The sequence below is a fragment of the Nocardia sp. NPDC052566 genome (assembly GCF_044547285.1).
Lineage (GTDB): Bacteria > Actinomycetota > Actinomycetes > Mycobacteriales > Mycobacteriaceae > Nocardia.
The window spans coordinates 928,373-944,276 of the sequence record NZ_JBIUAF010000004.1; the positions used below are offsets into that span (position 1 = coordinate 928,373).

The 15,904-nt window shown below is 66.0% G+C and carries 20 protein-coding genes; 18 read left to right on the plus strand and 2 right to left on the minus strand.

What is annotated here, in order from left to right; genetic code table 11:
• Positions 1–39: 39 nt before the first annotated feature.
• Positions 40–444 (minus strand): hypothetical protein, encoded by a 405-nt coding sequence (locus ACIG5A_RS24100; RefSeq protein ID WP_397243574.1) that lies wholly within the window; start codon positions 442–444, stop codon positions 40–42.
• A gap of 196 nt (positions 445–640) precedes the next feature.
• Here ACIG5A_RS24100 and ACIG5A_RS24105 point away from each other — a divergent pair, with 196 nt between their 5' ends.
• The gene (locus ACIG5A_RS24105) at positions 641–817 is read left to right on the plus strand and encodes a DUF6374 family protein (protein WP_397243576.1); all 177 of its coding nucleotides are present in this window, start codon (positions 641–643) and stop codon (positions 815–817) included.
• Between the two features lie 799 nt (positions 818–1,616).
• The gene (locus ACIG5A_RS24110; RefSeq protein WP_397243578.1) at positions 1,617–2,027 is read left to right on the plus strand and encodes an HNH endonuclease; all 411 of its coding nucleotides are present in this window, start codon (positions 1,617–1,619) and stop codon (positions 2,025–2,027) included.
• Between the two features lie 53 nt (positions 2,028–2,080).
• On the opposite strand, the gene ACIG5A_RS24115 is transcribed toward ACIG5A_RS24110, so the two are convergent.
• Positions 2,081–2,311: a hypothetical protein gene (locus tag ACIG5A_RS24115; protein ID WP_397243580.1), complete on the minus strand. Its 231-nt coding sequence runs from the start codon at positions 2,309–2,311 to the stop codon at positions 2,081–2,083.
• Between the two features lie 64 nt (positions 2,312–2,375).
• Between ACIG5A_RS24115 and ACIG5A_RS24120 the strand changes: the two genes are divergently transcribed.
• From ACIG5A_RS24120 to ACIG5A_RS24195, 16 genes are all read left to right on the plus strand, one after another.
• Complete coding sequence (locus ACIG5A_RS24120) at positions 2,376–2,777, plus strand: hypothetical protein (RefSeq protein WP_397243582.1); 402 nt, start codon at positions 2,376–2,378, stop codon at positions 2,775–2,777.
• Positions 2,755–4,503, plus strand: a complete 1,749-nt coding sequence (locus ACIG5A_RS24125) for a terminase (protein WP_397243584.1) — start codon at positions 2,755–2,757, stop codon at positions 4,501–4,503. Before ACIG5A_RS24120 ends, ACIG5A_RS24125 begins: the two co-directional genes overlap by 23 nt.
• A complete protein-coding gene (locus ACIG5A_RS24130) occupies positions 4,500–5,978 on the plus strand; it encodes a phage portal protein (protein ID WP_397243586.1) in 1,479 nt (492 codons plus the stop codon). The genes ACIG5A_RS24125 and ACIG5A_RS24130 overlap by 4 nt, the downstream gene beginning before the upstream one ends.
• Positions 5,975–7,546 (plus strand): hypothetical protein, encoded by a 1,572-nt coding sequence (locus tag ACIG5A_RS24135; protein WP_397243588.1) that lies wholly within the window; start codon positions 5,975–5,977, stop codon positions 7,544–7,546. The genes ACIG5A_RS24130 and ACIG5A_RS24135 overlap by 4 nt, the downstream gene beginning before the upstream one ends.
• Positions 7,543–7,764 (plus strand): hypothetical protein, encoded by a 222-nt coding sequence (locus ACIG5A_RS24140; RefSeq protein WP_397243590.1) that lies wholly within the window; start codon positions 7,543–7,545, stop codon positions 7,762–7,764. Before ACIG5A_RS24135 ends, ACIG5A_RS24140 begins: the two co-directional genes overlap by 4 nt.
• Positions 7,765–7,854: 90 nt before the next feature.
• Positions 7,855–8,529: a hypothetical protein gene (locus ACIG5A_RS24145; protein ID WP_397243592.1), complete on the plus strand. Its 675-nt coding sequence runs from the start codon at positions 7,855–7,857 to the stop codon at positions 8,527–8,529.
• 9 nt (positions 8,530–8,538) lie between these two features.
• A complete protein-coding gene (locus ACIG5A_RS24150; protein ID WP_397243594.1) occupies positions 8,539–9,756 on the plus strand; it encodes a DUF5309 family protein in 1,218 nt (405 codons plus the stop codon).
• Between the two features lie 17 nt (positions 9,757–9,773).
• A complete protein-coding gene (locus ACIG5A_RS24155; protein WP_397243596.1) occupies positions 9,774–10,208 on the plus strand; it encodes a hypothetical protein in 435 nt (144 codons plus the stop codon).
• Positions 10,205–10,567 (plus strand): hypothetical protein, encoded by a 363-nt coding sequence (locus tag ACIG5A_RS24160; RefSeq protein WP_397243598.1) that lies wholly within the window; start codon positions 10,205–10,207, stop codon positions 10,565–10,567. Before ACIG5A_RS24155 ends, ACIG5A_RS24160 begins: the two co-directional genes overlap by 4 nt.
• Entirely contained in the window at positions 10,564–10,770 is a 207-nt protein-coding gene (locus tag ACIG5A_RS24165) for a hypothetical protein (RefSeq protein WP_397243600.1), read from the plus strand. The genes ACIG5A_RS24160 and ACIG5A_RS24165 overlap by 4 nt, the downstream gene beginning before the upstream one ends.
• Positions 10,763–11,035: a hypothetical protein gene (locus ACIG5A_RS24170; RefSeq protein WP_397243602.1), complete on the plus strand. Its 273-nt coding sequence runs from the start codon at positions 10,763–10,765 to the stop codon at positions 11,033–11,035. Before ACIG5A_RS24165 ends, ACIG5A_RS24170 begins: the two co-directional genes overlap by 8 nt.
• Positions 11,028–11,432, plus strand: coding sequence for a hypothetical protein (locus ACIG5A_RS24175; protein ID WP_397243604.1), 405 nt, complete (start codon positions 11,028–11,030; stop codon positions 11,430–11,432). The genes ACIG5A_RS24170 and ACIG5A_RS24175 overlap by 8 nt, the downstream gene beginning before the upstream one ends.
• 52 nt (positions 11,433–11,484) lie before the next feature.
• The gene (locus ACIG5A_RS24180; protein WP_397243606.1) at positions 11,485–12,291 is read left to right on the plus strand and encodes an IPT/TIG domain-containing protein; all 807 of its coding nucleotides are present in this window, start codon (positions 11,485–11,487) and stop codon (positions 12,289–12,291) included.
• A 93-nt stretch (positions 12,292–12,384) separates the two neighbouring features.
• Positions 12,385–12,708 (plus strand): hypothetical protein, encoded by a 324-nt coding sequence (locus tag ACIG5A_RS24185; RefSeq protein WP_397243608.1) that lies wholly within the window; start codon positions 12,385–12,387, stop codon positions 12,706–12,708.
• The gene (locus tag ACIG5A_RS24190) at positions 12,651–12,959 is read left to right on the plus strand and encodes a hypothetical protein (RefSeq protein WP_397243610.1); all 309 of its coding nucleotides are present in this window, start codon (positions 12,651–12,653) and stop codon (positions 12,957–12,959) included. Before ACIG5A_RS24185 ends, ACIG5A_RS24190 begins: the two co-directional genes overlap by 58 nt.
• Before the next feature lie 20 nt (positions 12,960–12,979).
• Positions 12,980–15,904 (plus strand): phage tail tape measure protein, encoded by a 2,925-nt coding sequence (locus ACIG5A_RS24195; RefSeq protein WP_397243612.1) that lies wholly within the window; start codon positions 12,980–12,982, stop codon positions 15,902–15,904.

Consider the following 15,904-nt stretch of genomic DNA (forward strand, 5'->3'; position numbering starts at 1 on the left):
GCGAGGCCCGGTCTGTCCGACCGGGCCTCGCCTTGTTGGTTACTCGTCCACGATCTCGATGTCGTCTTCGTCGATATCGCCGTCGAGCAGCCCTTCAGCGAGTTCGAGTTCCACGTTCGCGCGGCCCACCGCGACCAGCGCGGCCTCGATCGTCCAGATCTCTTCCTCCGTGGCGGCGACGGCCGCCAGCGCCACACCCGACATCCAGTCGAGCAGCGCCGTCGAAACTGCCACCCGAAGGAACCTCGGCATGGGCAGGTCCTTGACCGCCCGATGACCGATCTTCATGTTGTCCACCAACTCGGTCGGCGTCATCTCCGGCGAGAACGGCTCGAGGCTGATCGGCAGCGGAAGACGCAGCAGCAGCTTCGTCGCCCGCATGTAGGACATCGTCGCCCGGAGCTGGAAGCTCAGGAACATGGCCTCGAATTCTGATTCGCTCATTGTGTTTCCCCTTTCAGGAGAGTTGTTGGTGATTGCTGTCGGTCGGGTCCGACCCCGTCCAACAATTAGTATATTACAGCACTCAACTATGGTTTCACAACACTCGATGTAGCGTAACCTCGAATGGCATCGATGATGACGACCGAGCCCCTGGCGGCTATCGAATGCGTGTTCGACTCGAGGTAATCTCTCGGCCATGCCGCCGCCATCCCGCCTCGAATGGGCGTACACGAACATTGCGCAGGTCCGCGAGCAACTGCTCGCGGCCGCCGCGTTCGGCAAGTGCCTGACCCCCGAACAGTTAGAGAACGCCGCGAGCAAGCTCAGCGAGGGCCTCCGGATCTACACCGAGGAGACCCGGAAACTGGAGTAGTTGGAACAATCTGTACAGCAAATTCAACCCTTGCTGTACAGTGGCACTTGAAACCGCTGCTGACGAGCCGACCCTACGGTCGCCTGGTGGCGGTTTTTTCATGCCTGAGCGGCGTAGCGCATCAGCTTCATGTGCCGAGGGTCGCCGGTTCGAGTCCGGCCGCCGCCACAATCACCCGATCAACGATCCTGATGCGAGGAGCTCACCGTGCTGTCCACTTTGTCTGCTGTCCTGTCCGCCGTCGACTGGGTCGAGGTCGGCGTCGGTCTGGCGAAGATCGTCGGCGCGCTGATCAGGGCAGCGATCTAGGCAATTTTGGATACCGGTCTCTCATCTGCGGCGTTAGGTGCACGGCCATTAACGGTGGAGTTAGTGAAGCGGTATCCGAACTCTGCTGCTCCCGTATGATTGTGTGAGATGCGTGAGATGTGTGACAAGCAAGAACAGAAGAGTGGCCCCAGTCCCGCTGGAACGGAACCAGGGCCGTTGGTTGACCTAGAGCCAACCACTCTCCTGAACAGCACTCACAAGTCGGTAGACCGCAACTCCAGCGTTTACCAGTGAGGCCGCTGCGGACGTAAGTACCGCAGCGGTTTTCACGTTCTCCACCACGTGTGGTGGCAGGCGTTTGAGTCTCATTGGCATCGACCTCCATCTTTGGTGACGGGCCCTTGCGGGCCCGAGGGTGTCGAGTCCTCAACGACACCCAAGACGGAAGTCGAACCAGCGAGTTCGCCTGTGCCAGTGCTGGAATCGAGTGTACTGGTCACGACCGTGTGTAAATCCCTGTTGGCAAGCCATGTGCAAGTACTCATTGACAACAGGATTCAACAGTAGTGGCTCGAATTACCCTCGGCAGCATGGCAAACCAGAGCCTTCGATCGTTGACAAGGGGGTGTCTGTGTCCTGGTCCCGAGAACCTGGTCGATACCGCGGTGTCCCGCAACCGCTGGCCGAGAGGATCCGATACCGGGATCGCTGGACATGCCAGAAGTGCGGCGACCCTGGGAACGAAGTCGACCACATCGAAAACGTAGCCGCCGGGGGCAGCGACGACGAGGCGAATCTGTGGGTGCTGTGCACCCAATGCCATCGGATCAAGACTGCCAGCGAAGCGGCAGCGGGCCGAGCTCGGCGCAGCCGCAAGCGTTCCGGTCTGTTGCATCCGGGGCTGCGGCAGACCGGGGCGGTAGCCCCCTCCCCCCGGTAGACGCGCTGGCGTTGGGCATAGGGCCTGCCAGTTCGTACGGGTTCCGGAATCGCTCAGGCCGCGATCGCGTCGCCTGACGGAATCGATTGGTAGTGAACCGTCCAGATGCGCGTCCGCTGGTCGCGGCTCAGTTCGTCGGTGCCGATCTCGATCGCTAAGCGGATCACGAGCTCGCCCGATGCGAGCGCAACGCACCGAACCTCTCGTTCGAGATGCTTCTCTAGCAATTTGCCGCTGAACCACTCTGGGGCGCTGAGCTGCATTGTCTTACATTTGCTGTTCATCTACTGAGTGTGCGGGGCTTGTCAACCTCGACTTTTGGTTGAGTTCTTGGAGGGGGTGGGATTCGTGCCAGGTCCCGCTCCGAAACGCAACTCGCGCCGCCGCAACTTCGGGCCGGAATGGCGCTCACTTCCCGCCGAAGGGCGGAGCGGTCCGGCGCCGAAATGGCCGACCGGGCGCTCGACCGCGGCGCAGCGCGAGATCTGGGAATCGCTGTGGGCGACACCGCAAGCGGTGGCGTGGGAGTCCCTCGGCTGGACGCGGGTCGTTGCTCGCTACGCGCAGGTACTCGCACGCTGTGATAGCCCGAAAGCTCCGGCGTCGATCCTGGCCGAGGCTCGCCAGCTCGAGGACCGGCTCGGTCTGTCGCCGATGTCGATGAGGCGGCTTCAGTGGGAGATCAGCGAGGTGCCGCGTAGCGATCGGGATGCGCAGGTAACCAGCATTGCCGATTACCGAGCCCTCTGAACTACCTCCGGGGTATCGGCTCGATCCGATCACCGGTGCCTGGTTGACGATTCCGTGGCCGAGCGATCCGGAGGAGAAAGCGGCGCTGATCGCGTCGTCGCTGGGGCCGTCGCTGATCGATTGGGCCGAGTGTCGCACCGACGAACCAGGTTTGACCGACTACCTCACCGGTGGGAACTGGCGATTCACCGACGGGCAGAAACGTTTCCTGATCCTCTGGTATGCCTACGATGAGCGCGGCCGATGGCGCTACCGCTCCGGGGTGAAGCGCGGCGCGAAGGGCACCGGCAAAGACCCCATGGGTGCGGCGATGTGCGATATCGAGCTGGTCGGCCGCACGCAACTGGTGTGGGACAACGACATTGGCCGTTGGGTCGGGCAGCGTCACATGTTGCCGCTCGTTCAGATCGCGTCGAACTCCGAAGCACAGTCGAAGGACATGCTCAGGATCGCGAACGCGATGTTCGGCCGTGAGTCCCGCGACTACTACGGCATCGATTGCGGCGAGACGCGAACCATCCTGCGCGACGGCGGCCGTACCGAGGTTCTGACCGCGTCGGAGATGTCGAGCGAGGGCGATCCGGCGACGTTCATTGCGTTGAACGAGACCCACCATATGACCGAGAGCAGTGGCGGGCACAAGGTCGCCGCGGTGGCGCGCCGCAATGTCGCGAAGTCGCCGAAAGCGTTGCAGGCGAGGGTGTGTGAGTACACCAACGCGCACCGCGAGGGCATGGACTCCGAGGCCGAACGCTCGTATGAGGCGTGGCAGAACCAGGTGTCGGGCCGAGTCCGCAAGCTCGACATCCTCTACGACTCGATCGAGGCCGACCCGGCAACCGATCTCGCCGATTACATCCAGCTCATGCGGGCGCTTGAGCAGGCGTATCAGGATGCGCCGTGGGCCGACCTTGAGCGGCTGGCCGACGACATCCAAGTCGACACCCGCACCACCGAGGCAGACGCGATCCGCTACTACCTCAACGGATTAGCGGCCGCCGAGGACGCCTGGGTCGACCCCCGCAAGTTCGATGCGCTCGCCCGCCCCGACATCGTCGTCGCCGACGGCGAACGGATCGCGATGTTCCTGGACTGCTCGAAATCCGAGGACGCGACCGGCCTGGTTGCCGTTCGGCTGTCCGATGGGCACGTGATGACCCTCGGCGTGTGGCAGCGCCCGCACGGTGATCGTGGTAAGAACTGGCTCGTACCCCGGCACGAAGTCGACGCTGCGGTGCGCGCGGCAGAGGCCCGGTATCGGGTGTTGTGGTTCGGGGTGGATCCCTCGCCGGCGCGTGAGGACGAGTCCGAGTCGTCGTACTGGTTGGCGCTGATCGATGCGTGGCATCGCGATTTCGGGCGCAAGCTCGCGGTCTGGGCAACCCCCGGCGCGCAGGGGCATTCGGTGCGCTACGACCTGCGTCTGTCTCAGCGTGGCGGCGCCGAACGCAACAAGGCATTCACCGAGATGGCCGAGCTCGTCGCCCGGTCGATCGACGACGACCAGGCGCTGAGCCACGACGGTGACGCGACATTGCGCGCGCACGTCCACCACGCCAAACGGCGACCGAACCGATGGGGCACCAGCCTCGGCAAACAGTCGCGCGACTCGAAAAACAAGGTCGATCTCGCGGTGTGCATGGTCGGCGCGCTGCTCGGCCGCCGCATCGTGTTGAACTCCAGCAGGGTCCGCACCGGCGGTAGCGGGAAGGTGGTGGTGATGTGACCGATCTCGTTGCGCTGGCCGAGATTCCGCAGGTTACCGGACTGGATCACACCGACCAGAACACCCTCGACCGCCTGGTCAGGCAGTTCCGCGCGAAGTGGCCACGCAACCAGTTGCGCGCCCGCTACTACGACCACAAAAACGTGCTCAAGGACTTCGGTATCTCGATCCCTCCGCAGCTCAAGGATGTCGAGACCGTCGTCGGGTGGCCGGAGAAGGCCGTCGACGCCCTCGCACGGCGGATCCGGCACGACGGGTTCGTGCTCCCCGGCGGGGACGCGGACAGCCTCGGCATAACCGACATGTGGACCGCAAACAGGATGAACGTCGATGCGCCGCAGGCACATACTTCGGCGCTGATTCATTCGTGCGCGTTCATCGCGACCACCCTCGGCGATGTGCGATCGGGCGAGCCCGAGGTGTTGATGACGGCGCGATCGGCGTTGTCGGGCACCGGGATTTGGGATCCGCGGCGTCGGCAACTGTCCGCGGCGCTGTCGATCGTCGCCTATGACGAGGCATGGCCGCACGATCACCGCATTACCGAACTGGTGATGTATCTGCCCGATCGGGTGGTGATCATGAACCGCAACAGCACCGGCAAATGGGCGATCGACGTGCGTAAGCACACCCTCGGGCGCGTCCCGGTCGAGTTGCTCCCATTCCGGCCGCGTCTCGACCGGTCGTTCGGGGCCTCGCGCATTTCGCGCGCGGTCATGTCGATTACCGACGAAGCGGTGCGGACCGTTCTGCGCACCGAGGTTTCGGCCGAGTTCTACAGCTCACCGCAGCGCTACATGCTCGGCGCGGACCCCGATGCGTTCGTCGACGCGAAGGGCCGTGTCCGCACCGGATGGGAAGCGATCCTCGGACACATGCTGGCGATCGGCCGCGACCAGGACGGCAACGTGCCCGAGGTCGGCCAATTCCCGCAGATGACGATGCAACCGCACCTCGAGCACATGCGCAGCGTCGCGACGCGGTTCTCCGGCGCGACCAATCTGCCCGTCGGCGCGCTCGGCGTCGTGCAGGACAACCCGTCCTCGGCCGAGGCGATCTATGCCGCGAAAGAGGAACTGGTCACCGAGGCCGAGTACGCGTGCGACGTGTTCGGTATGGGATGGACCAACGCCATGCGCACCGCGCTCCTCTTGCGTGAGAAGCGGACCCAGATGCCGCCGGAATGGAACCGGTTGCGGGTGAACTGGCGCGACCCGGCCACCCCGTCACGGTCCTCGGCCGCGGATGCGGTGCAGAAGACGGTGACCGCGTTCCCGTGGCTGGCCGAATCGCGAGTCGCGCTCGAGCAACTCGGTTGGGACGAAACCACGATCGAACGGGCGCTCGCGGACAAGCGACGATCGGCTGTATCAGCGTTGACGCAACGGCTGACCACCACACTGCCCCCGACCGTCGCCACAGCGGCCCCCGGCGACGAGCAGCCGGTCGACGCCGAGGCCCAGGCCCAGCCGTGACCACGGTCGCCGAGCGTCAGCAGCTACTCGACGAGCTGAGCAGGCTTGCCGCGCAAGATATTACGACCCTATGGGCGCAGGTCGCGACAGCCAGCGATACCCAATTCGCGCAGATGCTCATCGAAGCGTTTCCCGAGTTGGTCGAACCGTATTCCGTGGCCGCGGCCGAGCTCGGGGCCGAGTGGTATGCCGAATCGGCCCCGCCGAGTGCGACGTATCAGCCCACGTCGTTCCTGCCGGACACGGCGGGGCTGTCGACCTCGGCGGAATGGGCACTCGGCGCGACGGGCGACGCCGCACTCGGGCGCCTGTCCGGAATCGCGCAACGCCAGATCTGGACCGCCAACCGCGACACCATCATCGGCAACGCCGAGAGCGAACCAGGCTCGACGTGGGCGCGAGTCGCCCGGCCTGGCGCGTGCGCGTTCTGTGCGATGCTCGCCACCCGATCCAATGTGTATTCCTCCGCGGCTGCCGCGACCAGGGTCGTGGGCCGCGGCAAAGAGATGTCGTTGTCGGACAGGAGAATCCGCGCGGCAGGTGGTGACCGCCGTGCGGGCGGCAAATTCGCCGCTGGCGGCATCCGCACACGCGGCAAACGGAAGCTCGGCGAGCGGTATCACGACCATTGCCACTGCCAAGCCAAGGAGGTTCGGCCCGGCCAGATCTACACCCCACCCGACTACGTGCAGGAGTGGGAAGCCGCGTACATCAAGGCCACCCGCGAAACAGCGAAGACCGGCAAGTACGGCGCGATCGACACGAAGGCCGTGCTCGCCCACATGCGCGAGTCGCTCGAGGATTCCCGCACCGCGGCCAAGCTCGACAACGCTCCGGTACCCGCGCCGCCGACGATTCAGGCGCCGCCAACACCGCCGCCCGCGGCGACCAAGACCGCAGCCGAGTCGAGCGCGGTTATGCCCCAGGCATTGCCAGCGAAGAAGTCGCGCAAGAACTCACCGTTCGCGGGCCAGTCTTCGGGTGATCTGATGGCCAGATTCGAGGCGAAGATCGCCGCCGACGAGATCGACGACGAATTCGACGCCCTTGAAGCCGAGATCAACCGGCGCGATCACCGAGCCAGAGTCGAGCGCGACCGCCGCGCCGCGGCCCGGGACGCGAAAGCGAAAGCGCAGGACGACGAATACGAGCGGTTGATGAACGACGGAGTCGACGACGAGACTGCCATCGAGCAGGCCTATGGCGTACCCGTCGAGGAGCAGCGGCGCCGCAGCGCACGTTCAACCCTGTCCGGATGGGGCTACGACGGCAAGAGCCTCGACGAACAAGTTCGAGCGTGGCATCGCGACGAGGCACATCGGGCGTGGCTGGCTGCTGAGGACTCGACCAACGGCTACATGCTGTCCAAGATCGGGCAGAAAGCCGGCGTGGATCCGCGGCAACTGTGGTCGATGCCCGAAGACCGCGCCCGCCGATATGCCTCCGAGGAGCTGCGGGGGTGGTGGGATGAGAACGGCCGCGTCACAAGGGCAGAACTGAAAGCCCAGATGCTCGACCCGATCGAGCTGGCGCGCATCCAATCGAGCGGACGGGACTACCTGCAATGAGCGACTACACCGACGCCTACGCTGCCGGTCGCGCCGCCTACGACCGCGGCGAGCCGAGCACCGCGAACCCGTACACCGTGGCCGCGCACGAGGGCCTGACCCGCCGTGACATCGTCGTCGACCACGCCGAGCCGACCCCGAAAGCGGCTGCACTGATTCGACTGTGGCTCTCCGGCTGGCAGTCCGGTCGCGACGCCACCGAATCACCGCGCAGCTAGCGGGAATTCACGCCACCGCCCGGCGATACGGGCGCATTCGTCCCGACCAGCGCGAGGCTGGCCGGAGTTCTCCGCGACGGAGCAGCACAAATGGACACCACAGTTCTGCCTACCCATCCTGTCTATGGCCCCGCCATCGGCCTGCGCGCCAACGGCACACCCATCTGGACGGTCCGCGGCGCATCCCCGGAGGGCGACCCTCCCAACGCCGCATCAGCACCGACATCCGACCCGCAACCGAGCGCACCCGCACCGGCGGCGCCAGTCGAACCGCAGACCGACGACAACCTCGGCGACGCAGGTAAGTGGGCGCTCGAGGCCGAGCGGAAGGCACGCGCAGAAGCCGAGAAGGCGCAACGGGCGGCCGAGGCCAAGGTCAAAGCCTTCGAGGACGCACAGAAGACCGACGCCGAGAAACAGGCCGACCGTCTCGCCGCCGCCGAAATGGATGCCGCCGAAGCCAAGGCCGAAGCGCGACGCTTCAAAGCCGCCGCCGCCCATCACATTTCCGATGCCGACGCCGAGCTGTTCCTCACCGGCGCCGATGACAAGACCATCGGACGCCAAGCCGAGCGGCTAGCCGAGCTCATGGCGGGCAGTACCGCGCCCGCACCTCAACCGGGCATCTATGTGCCCGGCGAGGGGCGCACCCCGGCGGCCTCGAACCTCGACGAGCAGATCGCCGAGGCGACCAAACGCAGGGACTTTCCGCGCGCGATCGCGCTCAAGCAGCAGCGCGCAGCGCAGCAACGACCATCCCGATAGGAGGCTGACATGTCCGGAATCACCGGCATCGGCACCACTTTCAACCTGCCGAATTTTCACGGCGAGCTCTACGCACTCACCCCGGCCGACACCCCGCTGTTGTCCGCGATCGGCGGCATCGGTGGAGGCGGCCAGGTCGACTCGACCGTGTTCGAGTGGCAGACCTACGACCTGCGCGACGCCGCATCGCGCCCGCGCCTCGAGGGTGCTGACGCTCCCTCTGCGGAGGAACGCGTGCGCGCCAAGGTCGAGAACGTCTGCCAGATCTTCCACGAATCGGTGTCGACCTCCTACACCAAGCAGGCCGCGACCGGGCAGTACGCGACGCCGAGCTCGGCGCCGTTCTCCTCGGCGGCCGGTGAGCCGAACCCGGTCGGCAGTGAGCATCCCTGGCAGATCATGCAGGCGCTCAAGCAGATGGCGCGCGATGTGAATTACACGTTCTGGCACGGCAATCTCGTCAAGCCGACCGACAACACCGTCGCCCGCCAGACCGCAGGCCTGCTGTCGGTCATGACCAGCAATGCCCAGGTTGCGGGCGCGGCGAAGCGGACCGGCGCCAGCGCGGCGACCGACACCATCACCGTGACGCACTCGCTCGTGGTCGACGACAAAGTCGTGTTCACCACGGTCGGCGCGGCAACGGCGATCGTGCCGCACCGCGCGTACTGGGTGGTAGCGAACTCGACGACCGCCTCGTTCAAAGTGGCGGCCACCAAGGGCGGCCCGGCGATCACCATCGGCACCGCGACCGGCATCGAATTCTATGAAGCCAAGGCCGCCCAGGTCGTCACCCCCGACCTGATCGGGCAGCTTCTGCAGAGCGTGTTCGACAACGGCGGTATCAGCGAAACCGGTACCGCGACGCTGTTCGTGCCGTCGGGGCAGAAGCGCGCCATCACCAAGGCGTACGCGACTGCTTACAGCTCGACCGCGGGCATCATGGGCGGCACCCGCAATGTCGGCGGCGTCGACATGCAGACGATCGTCACCGATTTCGGTGAGCTCAATATCGTGGTCGACCGGGTGCTGCCTGCCGACGCGGTCGCCGTGGCGTCGCTCGAGCAGATCGACCCGGTATTCCTCAACGTCCCCGGCAAGGGAGTGCTGTTCGAGGAACAGCTCGCCAAGACCGGCGCCTCGGACAAGACCCAGCTCTACGGCGAAATCGGGCTCAAGTGGGGCAACCAGGCCGCGCACGGCGTGCTGCGCGGGCTCTACGCGTAGCGGGCTGGGGCCGAGTCATGGCATGGGCAACGGCACGCGATGTGCGCGACCGCTGGGTCGGCCCCGGTTCGTTCCCGGCGGATGTCACCGACCAGAAGCTCGCGACGCTGATCGCCGATGTAGAGGACTCGATCCTCGGCGAGTTCCCCGATATCCAGCGGCGTATCGACGACTACGCGACGCCACCGCATCCACCGAATCCGCGGGCTATCCCCGTTGTTCGCGTGGTCAAGGTGGTGTGCCGCGTGATCTTGCGTCATGTCCGGAATCCGGAAGGGATGCGGTCGAAAACCCTGGGCGCAGGCCCGTACTCGACCGCGAGCACCTTCGGCGGCGACGAGCCCGGCTCGCTGGCTCTGCTCGATGAGGACCGAGACGAACTCAGCGGGCTCGGTAGCCTCGGCGCCGGACAAAAGGCGTTCACCGTCGACACAATCCCGGTGACACCATGACGTTCCCGCTGCTGTTTTCCATCGGCCACCACAGCTACAGCGGCACCGGTGAGGACGCGCACGGCAATGAGATCGCGCTCTACACACCACCGCTCGACCAGCCGGGCACCACGCAGCCGGTCTACGGCTGGTCGATACCGTCTTCGACCGAACCGTCTCTCGCGGGCCACGACCGGGTGCTCGTCGACGTGCAAGTACTCGCGCCACCCACCCTGCACGTGCAACCGCGCGACGTGATCGACCTGCCCGCCGACCCGGCAGGCCAGTTCGAAATGATCGGATACGCCGAGGATTACACCAAGGGGCCCTTCGGTTTTCAGCCCGGCGCGGTCATCAACCTACAGAAAGTGGACGGATGAGCGACTACGCACGCCTGGTCACCGTTGACGTTGATACCGGTGCGATCACGGTTGACGGCGAGGAATTGCCCTGGTTCTACCGCGACGTCACACCGACCGTCATCGAGGGTGAGAACGGCGAACCGGTGCCAGGTCTGACGCTCACGCTGGCCTGCGCGGATCTCACCGTCATCTCGCCGAGCAAGGTACTACCCGATGGCTAGCCGAGTTCGGCTCGTCTGGAAACGAGACGGCCTGTACGAGCTGCGCCGACAGCCCGGCGTCATCCGTGACCTCGAACGCCGCGGCCGCGCCGTGCTGGCGGCCGTCGGCGGGGAGGCAGCGGGCTACATGATGTCGTCGAGCCAAGGCGCACGCAATCCCCAGGGCCGCTGGCGCGTCGCAGTATTCACCGCCACCGCCCGAGCGATGCGCAGCAACGCCCGTCACAACACCCTGGTCCGCAACTTCGGGGCGGCTCGTGGCTGACGTCGTCGCACCACCGGACGCTGAGGCCCTCGTCGTCGCCTACCTGCGCGCCCAGTTCGCCGCCAGCGGCGAAACCGCCCGGGTAGCAACGAAAGTGCCCAATCCGAGACCGGATCGGCTCGTACGGCTGTCGCTGGCCGACACCACCCGACAGACCCTCGCGCACTTCGCGGCCCGGCTGATCATCGAATGCTGGGACGCCACCGAGCCCGCCGCGTCGGCACTGGCACGGATCACCTACGCCCTCGTGCACGCCATGGACGGCGAGAACGTCGGCGCCGATTGGGTTGCCGCAGTCGTCGAGGTCGGCGGCCTGGTGAACTTCCCCGATCCCGACACCGGTGCGGCACGCTACCAATTCACCGTCGACGTACTGATGCGCGGTGACATCGTCTGACCATCACCACGAAAACCGTTCGGGGCCTGCGAATCCCGAAAGGACAGAAATCATGGCTGCACCCTCCGTTGCCAAGATCGGCGTCGGCGCACCGCTCGCCACGGGCGGTGTCATGGTCGCCCCCGTCGGCACGATCCTGCCCACGAACGCGACCTCATCGACCGCGACCTGGACACGGCTCGGCTATGTCGCCGATGACGGTCTGCGCCCATCAGGCGAGCGCACCTCGACCGACATCTACGACTGGGCAGGCGATTTGATCGCATCGCCGCAGGAAAACCATTCCACGGCATTTCAATTCAAGGCCTATGGTGCGTTCGACCGAGACGTACTCGCCGAGGTCTTCGGCGACACGCAGGTCACCACCGTCGGGTCGCTGACCACGGTCAAGGAGACCGGCGAACCGCTGAGCGTGCATCCGTGGTTGTTCGACATGCGGGACAAGACCAAACGCTGCCGCATCGTGGTGCCGATCGGCCAGGTGACCGCCGTGGCTGAGGATCCGTTCATCCGGAACGGATTGCAGGCGTTCGACATCACGCTCACCTGTTACAAGGACGACCAGGGCGTCAAGGCGTACCGGTACTACGACGACGGCGCGACACCGAGCGCACCCACGATCACCGCGCACCTCCCGGCATCGCTGGCTGTCGCGGGCGGTGATCTGCTCGAGCTCGTCGGGTCCGGATTCACCGGTACGGCCGGCGTGACCGTCGGCGGCACCGCGGCGACCAAGTACATCGTCGTCAACGACCAGACCCTCGTCATCACCAGCCCGGCGAAATCTGCGGGCACCTATCCGGTCATCGTGACCAACGGTGTCGGCCCCTCCGCGGCGCGCTCGGTCATCTACGCCTAGCGCCCGCCCGTACCCCGGCGGCGCGGTCACCTCGCAGGCCCGCCGCGCCGCCGGGCTCCCCTTGGCCTGCACACACGAAAGGGCCTGCACACCATGACATTTCAGATTCCGGAGCCTGGCGGCGACGACCCCGCCAACCGGTTCGAATTCCTCGACCGCAAGGGCAAGACGCACTCGATGCCCAAGCTGGAATTCCTGCCCGCCGGAGCGTCGGAGTACCTCGAAGGCGTGAACTCCGGAACCATCCCCGATCCGGGCCTGACCTCCTTCCTGAAGGCATTCATGGCCAAGGCCGAACCGAAGATCGCTGCCGTCGTCGACGGGCTCTCCCGCGACCAGCTCGCCGCGCTGCGCGATGAATGGAACCGGGTATCGCGGGTCACCGAGGGGGAATCCTCGGCCTCCGACGGTTCCTAGCCGACCACGAGGAGGCGATCGCCTACGACCTGCTCTCGATCGGCCGCCGGATCGAGAGCATCGGAAACACGCTGTCGTGGTGGGAATTTCGCATCTGGCTCAAATACCAGACCGACACCACCTCGGCGCTGGTGCGCGAGATGCGCCACCAGGCCGCGCTCGAGGCGATCCCTGACGACGAACGCATCGTCGGCACGGCTGCCGATGCGATCCCTATCGACGAACTCGACCGGTGGCTCGGCTGGGCCTGACCCCCTGAGGAGGTGACGCCGTGGCTACAGGTGTAGAGCTCGCGACCGGATACGTCACGGTCACCACCGAAACCAGCCGCGTGCCAGGCGAACTCGGGCGCGCATTCGGTCAAGCGGGCAACCAAGCAGGCCAGCAAGGCGGACAGGCCGCCGCAGGCGGAATCCTGGACAGTCTCAAGGGCAAAGCCGGAATGTTCGGCGAAGTCCTCGGCGCCGCCTTCGCAGTCGCCGGGGTCAGCGCCGCGGGACTGTTCGTCAAAGCGCTGCAAAACGGCATGGAGCGCGAGAAGACCCTCGACATGACCCAGGCACGCCTCGGCGTCGACGACGCGACCATGCAACGGATCGGCACGGCAGCCGCCCGCGCCTACGCAGGCGCCTTCGGGGCGAGCGTGGAGGAGAACGTCGACACCGCGCGGCGCGCGATGCAATCCGGGCTGCTCGATCCGAACGCGACAGCACAGCAAACACAACAGGTCATCGCGCAGCTATCAGGCATCTCGGAGTTGATGGGCGAGGAAATCCCCGCCGTCTCCCGGGCGGCCGGACAGGCCATCCGCACCGGTATGGCCATGAACGCAACCGAAGCGATGGACTTGTTCGCCGCCGCCGAGAAAAACGGCTTGAACGTCAGCGAGGACTTCCTCGACACAATCAGCGAATACTCGACACAGTTCCGCAAGCTCGGCCTGTCCGGGCCGGAAGCAATCGGCCTGATCAATCAATCATTCAAGGGCGGCGCCCGCGATGTCGACGTCGCCGCCGACGCCATCAAGGAATTCTCGATCCGCGTCGTCGACGGATCCAAGGCGACGACCGAAGCATTCCAGACGCTGGGGTTCGACGCCGAGGACCTCACCGCACGCTTCGCCGCGGGCGGCGCGACCGCCCGCGCGGCAACCGGCGATCTCCTCGCCGAAATCCGCAAGATCGAGGACCCGGTCAAACGCAACGAGATCGCGTTGGCGCTGTTCGGCACGCAATTCGAAGACTTAGGTGGCGCGCTCAATGCGATGAACCTCGACACGGCAGTCGAGAGCCTCGGCAAGGTCGCGGGCGCCGCACAAGACGCACTGCACACGATGGACAGCAACGCATCCACCTCGATCGAAAGCGCCAAACGCTCGATCCAGATCTCGGCCGACGCGATCTCCTCAGCGCTCGCGCAGGCCTTCGGACCGCAGCTGGCCAAGCTCGCCGACTGGGTCACCAAGCATCAGCCCGAGGTGCTGGGATTCCTCGGCAGGGTGGTCGATTTCGCATTCGGTGCCGGTGATGCGTTCCTCGCGTTCTCCTCCACCAGCTTGCGCGCGCTCGCCTCGTTCGCCGAAGGCGCGGGGGGCACGCTCGCACGCGTGCTCGAACCGCTGGGCAAGGTCACCGAGATTTTCGGCAGGCTCACCCACAACGACGACCTCGAGAACCTGGGGAAGTCGGTCCAGGGGCTCGACGACAAGTTCCGAGGCGTCGCCGACGGCGCGCGAGCGCTGGCCGATGGAATCGACAACACCGCGCGCCCCGGTCTGGACCGGATGCGCAAGACCGTCACCGACCAAATCGAGACGACACAACGCGCGCAGGTCGTGTTTCGAGCGCTCGGCGACACCGTGACGGCGCTGCCGAGCGGCCACGACATCGTGCTGCGCGACAACACACCCGAAACCACCGCACGGCTCGAGGCCCTCGGCCTCAAGGTGGCTACCCTGCCGGGCGGTGAGGTGCGAGTTACCGCGAACACCGTGGAGGGGCAAGCGCTTCTCGACGGCTTCATCGCCCGCAACAGCGGCAAGGTAATCCCGGTCGAGATCGCCGCATCGCTGAGCGCCGAATCACGCCGCATCGCCGAGGCCGCTGCCAACTCGGGCCGCCAGACCTACTCGCCCGGCTACGTCCGCTACGCGGCGGGTGGTCTGTTCCGCGGTGCGGGTGGCCCGCGTGACGACGCGAACGTCGTGCGCCTGTCCGATCGCGAGTTCATCGTCAATGCGGCAGCCACGGCGAGGAATCTGCCCTTGCTGGACGCGATCAACGCCGGATGGACACCGTCGCCGGAGTCGTTGCGCGCCATGGTGGGCGATATCCCGGGGTTCTCCGCTGGCGGGCTCGCCAGCGAGCGAGCCGTCTCCTACGCCCGCGCACACAACGGTGCCCCCTACGAGTACGGCAAACTGGACTGCTCCGGGTTTCTCAGCGGCATCTACAACCAGCTCACCGGCCGCTCAGCGCGATTCACCAGCGACGCCGACCTCGCCGCCTACGGATTCGTACCCGGCTACGACCCGAACGGTTTCTCGGTCGGGACCAACGGTGGGTCCGGCACCGCCGGTCACATGGCCGGCACCCTGCTCGGCGTCCCGGTCGAAAGCGATGCCACCAACGGAATCCAGTACGGCGGCTCTGCCGACGGCGCGAACAGTCTGCCATCGGTGTGGAACCTGCCGCGCGACATCTGGAGCCCACCCGAAACCGACAACCCCACCACCAAGACGACACCGGGACAGGGCAGCGGCGCGGGCGGCGCGACGCCCGGCGCCAGCCCTGGCAGCGCTACCGGACTCGGCAGCAGCGCCAGCAGTGTAGGCACAGGCACGGGCGCAACTTTCGATGCGGCCCAGATTCCCGCTGGGGTGACACCGGTGTGGATCGTGGGCAGCTCGACGAATCTGACTCCGACACCCTCGGAAGCGCTGGCACCGCAAGCAGTCACGCAGACCGCCGCCGCGGATCAACCGGCGGTCGCGCCCAACGTGGCGGCAATCACGAACCAGGCGGCGGGCAACTTCCTGCAAGCCAACTTCGACCAGCTGTTGGGCGATGTGAAGGTTCGGAAATCGGGCGGTGCGATTCAGGCGCTGGTCGACCAGGTCTTCCAGGCCATGCAAAAGGCCATGGCCGAAGAGATGCGCCGCCGCGCGACCCAATCCAACACGTTCGCGAGGAGGTGA